Raw genomic sequence first — 13,805 nt, 5'->3', positions numbered from 1 at the left:
TGATCGTGCAGGTCAACCCTACCCCATGCGCGGGACGGTCCCGGACGGAACGGGGCGGGGCCGGGGGCGCCCGGGTGGTTACTGGCCTTCCTCGCCCGTCGCCGTGTACGCCGCCGTGGTGCGGGCCGCCGCCGCGCGGGCGGACTGCTCGTCCTCGCCGCTGTCGATGCTCGCCGCGCACCACGCCTCGCTGGCCTCGGTCATGAAGCGGCGGCCCTCCTCGGAGGCGACCCAGGCCATGGCCTCGTCGGGGGTGACGGAGGCGCCGGTGGAGAGGTGGAGGGCGAGGCCCATGACCATGGAGTCCCAGCCGACGCCGACCGCGCCGGGGCCGAACTCGGCCCACCGCTCGTCGTCGACATGGGCGATGTGCTCCAGCTCGAAGCGGGTGCGCTCCTCCCCCTCGGCGGTCAGGCGCAGCTCGATCCAGCTGATGTCGCCGCCGTACTCCCAGGTGGCCGCGAAGCTCTTGGGCGGGTCGCAGCGCTCGATGATGCCGCCCGCGTTGCCCTCCAGCTGGTAGCGGCCGCCGAGCGCCAGGTCGCCGGAGACCGGCAGGAACCAGCGGGGGATGCGCTCGGCGTTGGTGCAGGCGTCCCAGACGTCGTCGAGCGGGGCGTCGTAGGTCTGGCCGATGGTGATCACACGGGCCTCGCCCGCCTCCAGGACCCGCTTGCCGACCTTGCGGCGTACGGCGCTGATCTGGTGGGTGACGTCGATCTTCACGGGGTGCTCCTCGGGGGGTGGTCGGTGTCCTCGGCGGCGGCGCGCAGACGGCGCTCGCGCTTGCCACGGGCCAGTTCGGTGGCCAGGGCGTCCAGGTGCGGGGTCCAGAAGCGGCGGAACCGGTCCAGCCAGGCGTCCACGTCCCGCAGCGGTTCGGAGTTGACCGCGTACAGGCGCCGGGTGCCCTCCGGGCGTACCGTCGCGAAACCGTTCTCCCGCAGCACCTTCAGGTGCTGCGAGACCCCGGGCTGGGATATCCCGAACTCCTGCCGGATGACCTCGCTGACCGCCCCGGACGTCATCTCGCCGTCGGCCAGCAGCTCCAGGATGCGGCGGCGCACGGGGTCGCCCAGCACATCGAAGGCGTGCATGGGGAGAGAGTATCAGCTCGCACTTATATAAGTGGGCAGTGATTCTGGATGTAAGACTTCCGTCATCCGGGAACCGTCGCGCCCGGCGCTCCCGCGCCGCTTCAATGGATCTTCCGGAGGACGTGAGTGGAGGAGACGGGGATGGGGCGCGTGCGCGGGATGCTGACCCGGCCGGTGGTCGTGGGGGTGCTGGTGGTGGCGGTGGCGCTGGTGGGCGTCGGGCTGTACTGGTTCCAGCCGTGGAAGCTGTGGCAGGACGAGACGGTGGAGGAGGCGCTGCCGGAGGTGACGACGGCGCCCACCGCGACCGTTCCGCCGGAGACGCCTCAGGCGGAGGCATCCGGGCCCGCTGAGAGCGCCGAGCCCACCGAGCCCGCCGGGCCGGTCGTCGTCGCCAGCGGCGAACTGATCAGCCATGAGCACGCCACGTCCGGCACCGTGCGGCTGCTCCGGCTCACCGACGGCTCGCACGTCGTACGGCTGGAGGACCTGGACACCAGCAACGGCCCGGACCTGCGGGTGTGGCTCACCGACGCGCCGGTCAAGGAGGGGGTAGACGGCTGGCGCGTCTTCGACGACGGGAAGTACGAGAGCCTCGGCAAGCTCAAGGGCAACAAGGGCAGCCAGAACTACCCGCTGCCGGCCGGGGTCGACCCGGCCGACTTCAGCAGCGTCAGCATCTGGTGCGACCGGTTCGACGTGTCCTTCGGGGCGGCGGAACTGGCGCGCGCCTGACCGCCGTACAGGCAACGCCAGGCGGCTGCCGGGGACCTTGCTGAAAGCCCGGGATGCAAGCAGTAGTTGCGCGAGAACACGCAGATCGCGAGGTGTTCAGGCGCCGCCGAGGACCGCCCCGGCGATGTGCTCGGCGATCGCCATGGACGCCGTCGCGGCCGGGGACGGGGCGTTGCGCACGGCGGTGACGCGGCCCATCCGGTGGATGCGGAAGTCGTCCACGAGGGTGCCGTCGCGGTCCAGTGCCTGGGCGCGTACGCCCGCGCCGCCGCGGACCACGTCGGCGACGCCGACGCCGGGGACGTAGAGGGCCGCGTCCTTCATGAAGGCCTTGCGGGACAGCGAGCCGCGGTACTCCCTGATGCCGGTGCGCCAGTGCTGGGCGGCCATCCGCCAGGAGCCGGGATAGGCGGCGAGGCCGAGCAGGTCCCGCGGGGAGACCTTGGCGAGGCGGTAGCCCTCCCGGGCGAGCGCCAGTACGGCGTTCGGGCCGACCTCGACCGAGCCGTCGACGCGCGGGGTGAAGTGCACCCCGAGGAACGGGTAGCGCGGGTCGGGCACCGGGTAGATCAGGCCGTTGACCAGGTGGGTCCGGTCCGGTCTGAGGAGCATGTACTCGCCGCGGAACGGCATGATCCGGGGCTCGGCCTTGTCCTGCGCGAGCCGGGCGACGGTGTCGGAGTGCAGGCCGGCGCAGAGGATCAGCCGGTTCACCGTGAGGCGGTCCTGCCCGGAGGCGACCTCGACGCCGCCGGGGACGCTGCTGACCGACGTGACGGGGAAACCGAGCCGGACCTCGCCGCCGGACGCCTCGATGTCCCGGGCGAACTCCCGCGCGATCGCCCGGTAGTCGGTGATCGCGGTGCGCGGCGAGTGCAGCGCGGCGAGGCCGCCCGCGTGCGGCTCCAGCTCCCCGATCTCCTCGCGGGAGACCCTGCGCAGATCGGGGACGTGGTTGTTCCGGGCCCGCTCGTAGAGGTTCTCCATGCGGCCCAGTTCGTCGTCGCGGACCGCCATGACGAGCTTGCCGATCTCCCGGTACGGCAGCTTCCGCTCCTGGCAGTACTCCTTCAGCAGGGAGACTCCCCGCACGCACAGCTCGGCCTTCAGGCTGCCGGGCGTGTAGTAGATCCCGGCGTGCACGACACCGGAGTTGTGGCCGGTCTGGTGGACGGCGGCCGCGGCCTCCTTCTCCAGCACCACGACCCGCGTGCCGGGGCGGCTCAGGGCGATCTCGCGGCCGGTCGCCAGTCCGACGATCCCGGCGCCCACGATGCCGATCGTCTCGTCAGCCATCGGTGTCCTCCTTGTCCTCGATGACCACTTCACCCCCCGAAGTGAATCGCGACCGTCCTGACGCGGGTAGAGAAGCGCAGGACTTCCTCGCCCTGCTCCTTGTAGGCGGTGCCGGAGTCGCGGAGGCCGCGCCGAAGGGCAGGTGGACGTCCCAGCCGGTGGTCGTGGTGTTGACGACGGCCTGGCCGCACTCGGCCTCGTCCGCGAAACGGTACGCGTGCTCCAGGGGGCGGGTGAAGACGGCGGCGGCCAGGCCGAAGCCGGAGGTCCAGCCGACCGCGGTGGCCCGGTCGGCGGGCGGGGTGGCGATGGAGACGGTCGCGTAGATCACGGTCTGGGCGCTGTTGAGGAAGACGCCGGTGAGGAAGACGACCACGAAGGTCAGCGCCAGCGGCATGTGGACGCTGAGCGGGAAGACCCCGGCGGCGGTCAGCGCGAACCAGATGGAGGAGATGCGCGGGGCGCCGAAGCGGTCGGCGGCGGGCCTGCCGGTGGGGGCGGCGGGTGCCTCGACGCCGTAGCGGGCGGCCAGTTGGGCGGCCTCCTCGGTGCGACCCTTGGCGGCGAGGAGGCTGAGGGACTCGGGCAGGAACTTCAGCAGGACGCCCGCGAACAGCAGCGGCAGGACGCAGATCCAGAAGGCGGCGCGCCAGCCGAGCGGCTCGACGACCCACAGGGCGACATGGACGGAGAGGATGCCGCCGGCGTGGTGGGCGGTCATCAGCATGCCGATGCTGAGGGCGCCGCGGCCGCGCGGGGCGTAGTCCGAGACCATGCTGATGGCGGTGGGCAGCAGACCGCCGAGGCCGACCCCGGCGAGGGTGCGCACGAGACCTCGGACTCCCCCGCCGGTCACGCCACCGGCGGTGTGCCGTGCGTGTGGAAGGACTCGATGGTCTTCAGGCCCCACGCCTGGCCCTTGGCCCGCTCGGCCTCGGTCCAGGTGATCAGCGGCCAGTCCGGCGCCAGCACCAGCCGTGTGAGCGGGTTGCACAGCTCGACGCGGTTGCCGCCCGGCTCGTAGACGTAGAGGAAGAACGTCTGCTGGATGGCGTGCTTGTGCGGGCCCGTCTCGATGAACACGCCGGTGTCGACGGCGAGGTCGGCGGCGCGCAGGACGTCCTCGCGGGTGTCGGTGGCGAAGGCGAGGTGGTGCAGCCTGCCCGAGGAACCGGTCCAGTCCGACGTGTAGACGACGTCGTACGACTTGTTGGTGAAGGTCAGCCAGCGGGCCGCGATCTTGCCCGTGTCGAGCCGGATCTGCTCGGTGGGCCGGGCACCCAGCACATGCTGCTGGAACTCGGCGTTGGCGAGGACGTCGGAGGCGAGGAAGTTGACGTGGTCGAGGCGTCTGACGCCGACGCCGCGGTTGGGCTTGGCCTGCGGCTGGTTCTTCAGCGCGGGCCGCAGCTCCTCGGGGGCGACGTAGTGTTCGCTCTCCCAGTACAGGGCGTGCTCATGGCCGTCCGGGTCGGTGGTGACGTACAGCTTGCCGAGGCCCGGTTCGTCCTCCGCCCAGTGGCCGGTGCCGCCCGCCTCCTCGATGGCCTTGACACGGCGCTGGAGCGCCTCCTCGCTGGAGGTGCGCAGGGCGAGGCGGCCGAGGCCCGGGGTGTCGCGGGCGGTGAGGACCAGGCTGTGGTGCTCGTAGTCGTCGAAGGTCCGCAGGTGGACCGTGTCGCCGTCCCGGCCGTTGACGGTGAGGCCCAGGTAGTCGGTGAAGAAGGCGACGCTGGCGTCCAGGTCCGGGGTGAACAGCTGGGCGTGACCGATGTGGGCGATGTCGCCGAGCGGAGGGGTCATCGGTGACCTCCAGTGGATGGTGCGGGCGGGGGTGCCGTCTCGGCGGACCGTGCGAAGACGGTGCCGTCGAAGATCTTGCGGGCCGTGCGGACCACGGCGGTACGGCGGGCGGCCGGAAGGCCGTCGGCGCCGGGGCCGACGCCGCTGACGATGTCCAGGAATCCCGTGGGGTGTTCGATGCGGACGCGGTCGTCGCCGGGGGTGAGCCGGGCGAGGTCCGCGCCGACGCCGCCCTCGACGCGCAGGCCCGCGGCGACGCTGGCCGCGCCGAGCACGCCGATCGAGGTGTGGCAGCGCACGGGTATGAAGGTGCGGGTGGTGACCGCGCCGCCGTCGCGGGGCGGGGCGAGGAGGGTGAGCTTGGGGACGGTCGTGCCGGACACGTCGCCGAGGCCCATCAGGTGCCCGGCCTCCAGCCGTATCCCGCGCAACCGTTCGGCGAGGGCCAGGTCCTCCTCCAGGTCCTTCGGCGTCTCGTAACCGGTGACCTTGAGGTCGGAGGCGGCGATCAGCACCGTCGGCATGCCGTTGTCGACGCAGGTCACGGGAGTGCCGTGGATCTCGTCGCGGGCCTTGCCGGTGGGCAGCAGCGGTCCGCCGCCGGGCGGGAACTCGATCACCACGGGCGCGGCCGTGCCCGGCACGCCCGAGATCTCGGCGTCCCCGGTGTAGTCGACCCGGCCGCCCGGGGTGGGGAAGGTGGCGGTGGCCAGGTCACCGGAGTTGACCATCCGGATCCGTACGGAGGTCCGCTCCTCACCCGCCGGGACGAGGCCGCGTTCCACGGCGAACGGGCCGACGCCCGCGAGGATGTTGCCGCAGTTCTGACTGCTCGTCACTTCGGCCCGGTCGACCGCGACTTGGAGGAACAGGTAGTCGACGTCGGCGTGCGGGTCGGTGGACGGGGAGACCACGGCCACCTTGCTGGTGAGCGGGTGGGCGCCGCCGAGCCCGTCGATCTGCCGCTGGTCGGGGCTGCCCATGATCCGCAGCAGCAGCTCGTCCCGGGCGGCCGGGTCGGCGGGCAGGTCGGAGGCGAGGAAGTAGGCCCCTTTGGAGGTGCCGCCGCGCATCAGCAGGCAACGCACCTCCTCGGGCCCGCGGTTCACGGTCACTCCCCCGCGGCGTACTCGTCGTAGGTGCGGTACTCGACGCCGAGCCGCTCGAGGGTGTCCCGCAGGCCGTAGCGGTCCAGGCCCAGCTGGCCGTCGAGGAACGCGGCCCGCGCCCCGGCCTCCTTGGCCTCGCGGGCCTCGGACCTCTCCGCGGTCTCCCGGGCGCGTTCGCGCGGGACGACCACCACACCGTCGTCGTCGGCGAGGATCACGTCGCCGGGGCAGACCACCTGGCCGTCGACGGCGACGGGGACGTTGACCGAGCCGCCGGTCGCCTTGACCGTGCCCTGCGCGGAGACCGCTCGCGACCAGGCCGCGAAGCCCATCTCGCGCAGTTCCTGGGTGTCGCGGATACCGGCGTTGATCACCAGTCCGCGCACGCCCCGCCGTTTCAGCGCGGTGGCGAACAGCTCGCCGAACATGCCGTCGGTGGACGGGGAGGTGGTGGTGACGACCAGGACGTCTCCCTCGCCGCACTGCTCGACCGCGGCGTGGATCATCAGGTTGTCGCCGGGCCAGCTGAGCACGGTCACGGCGGTGCCCGCGACCCGTACGCCCTGCTGGATCGGGCGGATGCCGGGGCCGAGCAGACCGGTGCGGCCCATGGCCTCGCTGACCGTGGCGACCCCGAAGGCGGCCAGCGCCTCGACGTCCCTCGGGTCCGCCTTCGGCGGGCCGGTGACGATCACGCCGCTCATGCCAGCTCCTTCGCGATCTGCGGGTAGGGACGCATGTACGCCTCGGCCATGGTCTTGTGGGCCAGACCGAGGTTCGGGCCCGCGTTGCGCTTGAGCTGGACGCCACGGCGGACGGCGAGGTCGGAGTAGTAGTCCCACAGGTGCCGCTGGGCGCCGAGGCACTCCATCGCCCCCCGCTTGGTCTCCCACACCTCGGTGATGTCGAGCAGCACCTGTGGCCTGAAGCCGCTCATCTCGGGCTGGTGCGGCTCGAAGTAGAAGACGGGCGGGGCACCGATGATCTCGCCGGGGCCCGGGTAGCCGATGGCCTGGGCGAGGACGCGGGCCTGAAGCGCCATGCGGTTGGCGGCGGGGTGGTCGCCGTTGTAGGGGTCGTCGACGGGGTGGGTGAGGACGACGTCCGGCTGGGTGTCGCGGTAGACCTGGACCAGCCGGTCGGTCAGCTCGGGGGTGGCGGTCAGCGGGTAGTCACCGGCGTCGAAGAAGCGGACCTCGGCGCCGAGGGTGGCGGCGGCGCGCTCCGCCTCGTCACGGCGGATCGCCTTGATCTCGTCGAGCTTCCTCCCCTCGCGCCACGCCTTGGCGGACTCCCCGCGCTCACCGAAGGTCAGACAGGCGATGGTGACCTTCTCGCCGCGGGCGGCGGCCAGGGCGATGGCGCCGCCCGCCCGCCACACGAAGTCGCCCGCGTGCGCGGTGACGACGAGTGTGGAGCGTGGTGGGGTGGCGGGCGGGTTGCCGTGCGTCATGCTGGAATCTCCTTGGTGGACAGGGGTGCCGCCCGCCTCACCCAGGCCGCCGCGGGGCGCGCGTCAGTCGCGCAGCGCCTCGATCACGCTGGTGAGATGGGCGCGGACGGCCGCCTCGGCCGCCTGCGGGTCCCTGGCCCGGATCGCCTCGATCATGGCCAGATGCTCGTTCAGGGATTGCTGCGGGCGTCCCGGCCTGAGCGCCAGCTGGAAGCGGTGGCGCACCAGTTGGGCGTTGAGCCGCTCCAGCAGCTCCAGTGCGGTGTGCTGGCCGGAGAACTCCCGGATCCGGGTGTGGAGCCGGTGGTTCAGCTCGGAGTAGGTCATCGGCTCACCGTCGGCCACGGCCTTGGTCATCGCCGTGCCCAGTTCGGTGAGTTCGGCCAGCTGTCCCTCGTCGGCCGTCGCGGCGGTCTTCGCCGCGCACAGCCCTTCGAGGGCCATCCGGCACTCGGTGATCTCGACCGCCTCCTCCACGGTCACCACCCGTACCCGCGATCCGCGGTTGCGGATGCGCTCCACCAGGCCCTGTGCCTCCAGATCGATCAGCGCGGCCCGGATGCTGGCCCGCGTCACACCGAACTGCTCGGCGAGTTCGTTCTCCACCAGCCGCTGCGCCGGTGCCATCTCGCCGTGCAGGATCGCCTGCCGCAGCCGCGCGAGCGCGTGCTGTTTGGCCTGCTCCCCGGTGCTCGGACGGGCTTCTTTCGGCATGTGCCCTCCCTGAGTGAGTGCCTGTCGAACGTAAATCTAGCCAAACAAGATTGTCAACAATTTTGTTCGTCTTATTGCGGGGCTTATTGGCCTCGATAGAGCGAGGTGGCCAGTTCCAGCACCGCCTGGCTGGCCGGGTGCGGATCGTCGCGCCACCAGGCGAGCCGCACGGCCACCGGCTCGGCGTCGCGCACCGGCCGGTAGACGACGCCGGGGCGCCGGTACTGGTTGGCGGTGGACTCGGCGGTCATGCCGACGCAGCGGCCGGTGGCGATCACGGTCAGCCAGTCGTCCACGTCATGGGTCTCCCGGGTGGCCGGACGGGCGTCCGGAGGCCACAGCTCCGGGGTCGTGGTGCCGGTGCGCCGGTCGACGAGGAGGGTACGGCCGCCCAGGTCGGCGAGGCGCACCGAGCGGCGCCGGGCCAGCGGATCGTCGGCGGCCAGCGCGCACATCCGGCGTTCCAGACCGACGATGGCCGCGTCCAGCCGCCGGTCCTCCGGCGCCCGGCGCACCACCGCCAGCTCGCACATCCCCTCCAGCAGCCCGGCCGTGGGCGAGTTGACGCGCACCAGTTGCAGTTCGGTCTCCGGGCGCAGCTCGCCCCAGCGGCGCTGGAAGGGCAGGGTGTGGCGGCCCAGGGCGGCCCACGCGTACCCGATCCGCAGCCGGGTCGGGCCCGCGGTGGCCGTCCGGACGAGGTCGTCCGCCTCCGCGAGCACGCGCCGGGCGTGCGCCACCACCCGCAGCCCGCTGGCGGTCGGCGCCACCTCGCGCGAGGTGCGCCGCAACAGCCGTACCCCGAGGGCGCGTTCCAGTGACGCCAGGGTGCGGGAGACGGCGGCCTGGGAGACGCCGAGGGCGTGGGCGGCGTCGGTGAAGGTGCCCTCGTCGACGATGGCGACGAGACAGCGGAGCTGCCGCAGCTCGATATCCATGACGCAAGCGTATAGATCCGTCAGCGAATGCATTTTGCGCAAGCGTGCCGGGTGCGCACGATCGGCGCATGCGAACAGCCACCGTCCCCCGGCAGCAGTGGACCGGGGTCGCCACGATGACCGGCAGCGGCCTGTCCAACCAGGTCGGCGCCGCGCTGGGTTCCCTGGCCTTTCCGGTCCTCGGGCCGGTCGGTGTCGTCGCGGTCCGCCAGTACGTGGCGGCCGCCGTGCTGCTGGCCGTCGGGCGGCCCCGGCTGCGGGAGTTCACCCGGCGGCAGTGGTGGCCGGTCGGGCTGCTGGCGGTCGTCTTCGGCGCCATGAACCTGAGCCTGTACAGCGCCATCGAGCGGATCGGCCTGGGCCTCGCGGTGACGCTGGAGTTCCTCGGCCCGCTGGCCCTCGCGCTGAGCACGGCGCGGCGCCGGGTGGACGCCTGCTGTGCGGTGGCCGCCGCGGCGGGGGTGGTCGTGCTGATGCGTCCGCGGCCCTCCACCGACTACGTCGGCATGGGCCTCGGTCTGCTGGCCGCCGCCTGCTGGGCGTCGTACATCCTGCTGAACCGCACCGTGGGCCGCCGGATACCCGGCGCGCAGGGTTCGGCCGCCGCCGCGCTGCTGTCCGCGGTGACCTTCCTGCCGGTCGGCGTCCTGGTCGCCGTACGGCATCCGCCCACCCCGACCGCGCTGGCCTGCGCCGTCGCGGCGGGTGTCCTCGCCTCGGCGGTGCCCTACCTCGCCGACCTGCTCACCCTGCGCCGGATACCCGCGCAGACCTTCGGCCTGTTCATGAGCGTCAACCCCGTGCTCGCCGCTCTCGTCGGCTGGGTGCTCCTCGGGCAGGCGCTGGGCGGCTGGGAGTGGGGCGCGGTGGGCGCGGTCGTGGCGGCCAACGCGGTGAGCATGATGACGCGGCGGGACTGACGGACCGACACTGTGTCCGGGCCGGGGCGCCGATGACGGACACAGTGTCGGCGGCGGCGCCCGGTCCCCACGGCCTACGGTCCTGGCATGGACCACAGCTTCGCCCTGCACATCCCCACCGCAGCCCTCGAACCCGAGCCGCTCGACCCGGGGCAGATCGTCTCCGGGACGCCCGAGGTCACCGGGAAGGTGGTGTGGGAGTCGGCGGACGGGCGGCGAATCCGCGGCGTCTGGCAGATCACGCCGGGCGTGGTGACGGACACCGAGGCCGACGAGCTGTTCGTGGTGATCAGCGGGTCGGCGACGATCGAGGTCGAGGGCGGGCCGACGTTCACGGTCGGGCCCGGTGACCTGGCGGTGCTGCGCGAGGGCGACCGTACGACGTGGACCGTGCACGAGACCCTGCGGAAGGCCTACGCGATCAACCTGTGAGACGCGGCGGGCCGGTCGTGCCCCTGACCCGCAGCTCGGGTGCGCACAGCTGGACCTCCCCCGTTCCCCTGACCCCGGCGAGCCGGTCCAGCAGACGGCGGGCGGCGCGGCGGCCGACCTCGTGGGCGGCGTTGTCGACGGTGGTGAGCCAGACGTGCCGCAGCCGGGCGACGCTCGTGTCGTCGTAGCCGACCACGGAGACATCGCCGGGCGCGCTCAGTCCGAGTTCCCCGGCCGCCGACAGCGCGCCCACCGCGGCGGTGTCGTTGACGGCGAACACGGCCGTGGGCCGGTCGGGACGGCCGAGCAGCCGGACGGCGGCACGGTAGCCGCCCTCCTCGGTCATGTCGCTGGGCTCGACCCGGGCCGTCGCCGCCAGGCCGTGGGCCGCCGCCGTCGTCTCGAAGCCGCGCCTCCGCAGCGCGCCGACGGCGCCGTAGCCCGCGATGTGCGCGATGCGTCGGTGGCCGAGGGCGATGAGGTGCTCGGTGGCGAGCCGGGCGCCCTGCTCGTCGTCGCCCGCGACCGTGTCGACGCCGGGCGGCACCGGTTCACGGGCGCCCGCGACGACGACCGGGACCCGCTCGGCGACCGGTTCGAGCCCGGCGGGGTCGGGCAGGGTGCCCACCACCACCAGGCCGTCGGCCCGCAGGTCGAGGAAGGGACCGGTGGGGTCCTGGCCGGTGCGGCGGTTGAGGCGGGCGTCGGCGAGCAGCATGTGCAGACCGCCGGCGTGCAGCAGGGAGTTCAGGCCGTCGAGCAGGTCGACGAACCAGGGGTTGCGCAGGTCGTGGAGGAGGACGCCGACGGTCCTGGTGCGCTGTTCGCTCAGGGAGCGGGCGGCGGTGTTGGGCCGGTAGCCCAGCTCACGCACCGCCCTCAGCACCGCCTCCCGCTTCTCGGGGCGCACCTGGCCGGAGCCGCGCAGCACCAGGGAGACCAGCGACTTGGAGACTCCGGCGTGCTCGGCGACGTCGCGGATGGTCGGCTGTCTCATGGTTGGACCGTTCCAGACGACCATCCGTCCTGTCAAAGGGCGGGGGGTGGTTGACAGCCTCGCGCTTCGTCCTCAGGGTGGGGCGGAACAGGAGATGGACCGGTCCAGGAGAGCGCGAAGAAGGGCTGTCATGGTGGAAACGCTCGGTGTCGCCGTCGTCGGATTCGGCTGGATGGGGCGGGTGCACACCCAGGCGTACGCCCGTCTGACGCACCACTATCCGCTGCTCTCCCCGCGTCCGGAGCTGGTGGCCGTCGCCGAGGAGGTGCCGGGGCGGGCCGAGGAGGCGGCCCGGCAGTTCGGCTTCGCCTCCGCCACCCGTGACTGGCGGGAGGTGGCCGCCGACCCCCGGGTCCGGGCGGTCAGCGTCACCGCGCCCAACTTCCTGCACCGCGAGATCGGCGTCGCGATGGCCGAGGCGGGCAAGCACCTGTGGATCGAGAAGCCGGTCGGCCTGACCGCCGACGACGCCCGCGCGGTCGCCGACGCCGTCACCAAGGCCGGGGTCCAGGGCGCGGTCGGGTTCAACTACCGTAACGCGCCCGCCGTGGAGCGCGCCCGCGAGCTGATCGCCGCCGGGGAGATCGGCACCGTCACCCATGCCCGCTTCCGGCTGTTCAGCGACTACGCGGCGCATCCGGAGGGCGCGCTGACATGGCGGTACGAGCGGGCCCGGGGCGGCAGCGGGGTGCTGGGCGACCTCGCCTCGCACGGCGCCGACCTCGCCCGCTTCCTGCTCGGCGACATCGCCGCGGTCACCGCGGACACGGCCGTCTTCGTCCCCGAGCGGGCGCGCCCCAGCGGCGCCACCGCGGGCCACACCCGCGCCGGCGGCGGCGAACCCGGGCCGGTGGAGAACGAGGACTACGTCTCCTGCCTGCTGCGTTTCGCCTCCGGCGCCCGGGGCGTCCTGGAGGCCTGCCGGGTCTCGGTCGGCGAGCAGAACAACTACGGCTTCGAGGTGCACGGCACCAAGGGCGCCGTCTTCTGGGACTTCCGCCGGATGAACGAACTCGGCGTCAGCCGTGGCACCGCCTACCAGGACCAGCCCGTCAGCACCGTGTACGTCGGCCCGGGGGACGGCGAGTTCGGCGCGTTCCAGCCGGGGGCGGCGAACGCGATGGGCTACGACGACCTCAAGGTGATCGAGGCCTACCGCTTCGTGCGCTCGATCGCCGAGGGCGTCCCGTACGGCGCCACACTCACGGACGCCGTGCGGAGCGCGGCCGTGCTGGAGGCGGTGACACGGTCCGCGCGGAGCGGTTCCTGGGTCAGCCCGGCGCCGGCGTAGGCATGTTGTACGGGGTCACCACCTGGATCGGGGACGGCAGCACGGGCGGGGCGGGCGGCAGCGCGCCCTGCGCCCGCATCACCAGGTGGCAGGCCGCGCGCAGATCGCGGCGCAGGTCGTGGTGGAGGACGGCGGACAGCCGGTGCTCGCGCAGCAGCCGGGTGTTGTCCTGGTCGAGGTCGTGGGCGATGAACACCGCGCAGTCACGGCCGAGGTCGGCGAAGGCGCGCAGGGTGGCGATGTTGCCGCCGCCGATGGAGTAGACGGCGCGGATCCGCGGGTCGCGTTCCAGGGCGGCGCGGGCCAGTTCGTACTGGGTGGTGTCCAGGCCCTGCCCCTCGGCGATCTCGACCAGCGTGCGGTCGGGGTGCCGGGCGCGCATGGCGCCGCGGAAGCCCATCTCGCGCTCCTCCTCGTTGCGGAAGAAGCCGCTGCTGAGGCTGGTGAGCACATGCCCGGGGCGGTCGCCGAGCCACTGGCCCATGAGGTACGCGGCGGTCGCGCCCGCGGCCCGGTCGTCTATGCCGACATAGCCGAGACGGGCACTGGCGGGCAGGTCGGTGACGAGGGTGACCACGGGGACGCCCGCGGCGGCCAGCCGTCCGACGGCGGCGGTGACCTCGGGCACGTCGGGTGCCTTGAGGACGACGCCCTGGGAGCCGCGCCGGGCGATCCGGTCCAGGGTGGCGATCAGCTCGTCGACCGGGCCGGTCTCCCGGAAGTGGAAGCGGGAGCGGACGACGGCCGGGTGCAGCGCGGGCAGCTCGGCCTCCAGGGCGGCGCGTACGGCGGTGGAGAACCGGTCGGGTGCCTGCATCACGATGTCGATCATGAAGGTGCGGCCGGTGAGCCGGACCTGGGTGCGCTGCCGGTCCAGATCGGCGATGGCCCGGCGCACCTCCCGGGCGGTGCTCTCCCGGACCCCGCCGCGGCGGTTGAGGACCCGGTCGACGGTGGCCTCGCTCAGTCCGGCCTGACGTGCGATCTCCCGGATCGGGAAGGGGTGGCCCATGCGTCGGC

At 72.9% G+C, this 13,805-nt stretch carries 15 protein-coding genes and 1 pseudogene; 4 read left to right on the top strand and 12 right to left on the bottom strand.

What is annotated here, in order from left to right; genetic code table 11:
* Window positions 1-78: 78 nt before the first annotated feature.
* Both KBY47_RS37025 and KBY47_RS12790 read right to left on the bottom strand, forming a co-directional pair.
* Window positions 79-726, bottom strand: a complete 648-nt coding sequence (locus KBY47_RS37025) for an SRPBCC family protein (protein ID WP_308405136.1) — start codon at window positions 724-726, stop codon at window positions 79-81.
* A complete protein-coding gene (locus KBY47_RS12790; RefSeq protein ID WP_210921175.1) occupies window positions 723-1,097 on the bottom strand; it encodes a helix-turn-helix transcriptional regulator in 375 nt (124 codons plus the stop codon). Before KBY47_RS12790 ends, KBY47_RS37025 begins: the two co-directional genes overlap by 4 nt.
* A gap of 141 nt (window positions 1,098-1,238) precedes the next feature.
* Here KBY47_RS12790 and KBY47_RS12785 point away from each other — a divergent pair, with 141 nt between their 5' ends.
* The gene (locus KBY47_RS12785) at window positions 1,239-1,832 is read left to right on the top strand and encodes a DM13 domain-containing protein (protein WP_210921174.1); all 594 of its coding nucleotides are present in this window, start codon (window positions 1,239-1,241) and stop codon (window positions 1,830-1,832) included.
* A gap of 96 nt (window positions 1,833-1,928) precedes the next feature.
* Here the strand turns inward: KBY47_RS12785 and lhgO are convergent, their stop codons facing one another.
* The 8 genes and pseudogenes from lhgO to KBY47_RS12740 form a co-directional block, all read right to left on the bottom strand.
* A complete protein-coding gene (gene lhgO / locus KBY47_RS12780) occupies window positions 1,929-3,128 on the bottom strand; it encodes an L-2-hydroxyglutarate oxidase (RefSeq protein ID WP_210921173.1) in 1,200 nt (399 codons plus the stop codon).
* A 29-nt stretch (window positions 3,129-3,157) separates the two neighbouring features.
* Window positions 3,158-3,969: pseudogene (locus KBY47_RS37020) on the bottom strand (MFS transporter); the annotation flags it as partial.
* A gap of 11 nt (window positions 3,970-3,980) precedes the next feature.
* Window positions 3,981-4,931, bottom strand: a complete 951-nt coding sequence (locus KBY47_RS12765; RefSeq protein ID WP_210921172.1) for a catechol 2,3-dioxygenase — start codon at window positions 4,929-4,931, stop codon at window positions 3,981-3,983.
* Window positions 4,928-6,040, bottom strand: coding sequence for a 4-oxalomesaconate tautomerase (locus KBY47_RS12760; RefSeq protein WP_308405135.1), 1,113 nt, complete (start codon window positions 6,038-6,040; stop codon window positions 4,928-4,930). Before KBY47_RS12760 ends, KBY47_RS12765 begins: the two co-directional genes overlap by 4 nt.
* Window positions 6,041-6,042: 2 nt before the next feature.
* Window positions 6,043-6,744, bottom strand: coding sequence for a 4-carboxy-4-hydroxy-2-oxoadipate aldolase/oxaloacetate decarboxylase (locus KBY47_RS12755; protein ID WP_210921171.1), 702 nt, complete (start codon window positions 6,742-6,744; stop codon window positions 6,043-6,045).
* The gene (locus tag KBY47_RS12750; protein WP_210921170.1) at window positions 6,741-7,493 is read right to left on the bottom strand and encodes a PIG-L deacetylase family protein; all 753 of its coding nucleotides are present in this window, start codon (window positions 7,491-7,493) and stop codon (window positions 6,741-6,743) included. Before KBY47_RS12750 ends, KBY47_RS12755 begins: the two co-directional genes overlap by 4 nt.
* 63 nt (window positions 7,494-7,556) lie before the next feature.
* A complete protein-coding gene (locus KBY47_RS12745; RefSeq protein WP_210921169.1) occupies window positions 7,557-8,207 on the bottom strand; it encodes a GntR family transcriptional regulator in 651 nt (216 codons plus the stop codon).
* A gap of 83 nt (window positions 8,208-8,290) precedes the next feature.
* Window positions 8,291-9,145: a LysR family transcriptional regulator gene (locus tag KBY47_RS12740; RefSeq protein ID WP_210921168.1), complete on the bottom strand. Its 855-nt coding sequence runs from the start codon at window positions 9,143-9,145 to the stop codon at window positions 8,291-8,293.
* A gap of 68 nt (window positions 9,146-9,213) precedes the next feature.
* Between KBY47_RS12740 and KBY47_RS12735 the strand changes: the two genes are divergently transcribed.
* Window positions 9,214-10,065, top strand: a complete 852-nt coding sequence (locus tag KBY47_RS12735; protein WP_247694597.1) for a DMT family transporter — start codon at window positions 9,214-9,216, stop codon at window positions 10,063-10,065.
* Window positions 10,066-10,152: 87 nt separating this feature from the next.
* Window positions 10,153-10,497: a cupin domain-containing protein gene (locus tag KBY47_RS12730; protein ID WP_210921167.1), complete on the top strand. Its 345-nt coding sequence runs from the start codon at window positions 10,153-10,155 to the stop codon at window positions 10,495-10,497.
* Here the strand turns inward: KBY47_RS12730 and KBY47_RS12725 are convergent.
* Window positions 10,487-11,494, bottom strand: coding sequence for a LacI family DNA-binding transcriptional regulator (locus KBY47_RS12725; protein WP_210921166.1), 1,008 nt, complete (start codon window positions 11,492-11,494; stop codon window positions 10,487-10,489). The genes KBY47_RS12730 and KBY47_RS12725 overlap by 11 nt on opposite strands.
* Window positions 11,495-11,624: 130 nt before the next feature.
* Between KBY47_RS12725 and KBY47_RS12720 the strand changes: the two genes are divergently transcribed.
* Window positions 11,625-12,785: a Gfo/Idh/MocA family protein gene (locus tag KBY47_RS12720; protein WP_210921165.1), complete on the top strand. Its 1,161-nt coding sequence runs from the start codon at window positions 11,625-11,627 to the stop codon at window positions 12,783-12,785.
* On the opposite strand, the gene KBY47_RS12715 is transcribed toward KBY47_RS12720, so the two are convergent.
* Window positions 12,766-13,797, bottom strand: a complete 1,032-nt coding sequence (locus KBY47_RS12715; protein WP_210921164.1) for a LacI family DNA-binding transcriptional regulator — start codon at window positions 13,795-13,797, stop codon at window positions 12,766-12,768. The genes KBY47_RS12720 and KBY47_RS12715 overlap by 20 nt on opposite strands.
* Between the last annotated feature and the right edge of the window lie 8 nt (window positions 13,798-13,805).

Origin of the sequence: Streptomyces sp. B93, from assembly GCF_018070565.1 — a bacterium.
Classification (GTDB): domain Bacteria; phylum Actinomycetota; class Actinomycetes; order Streptomycetales; family Streptomycetaceae; genus Streptomyces.
The sequence above is the reverse complement of the archived record's forward strand: the minus strand, read 5'-3'. Positions and strand labels throughout refer to the sequence as shown.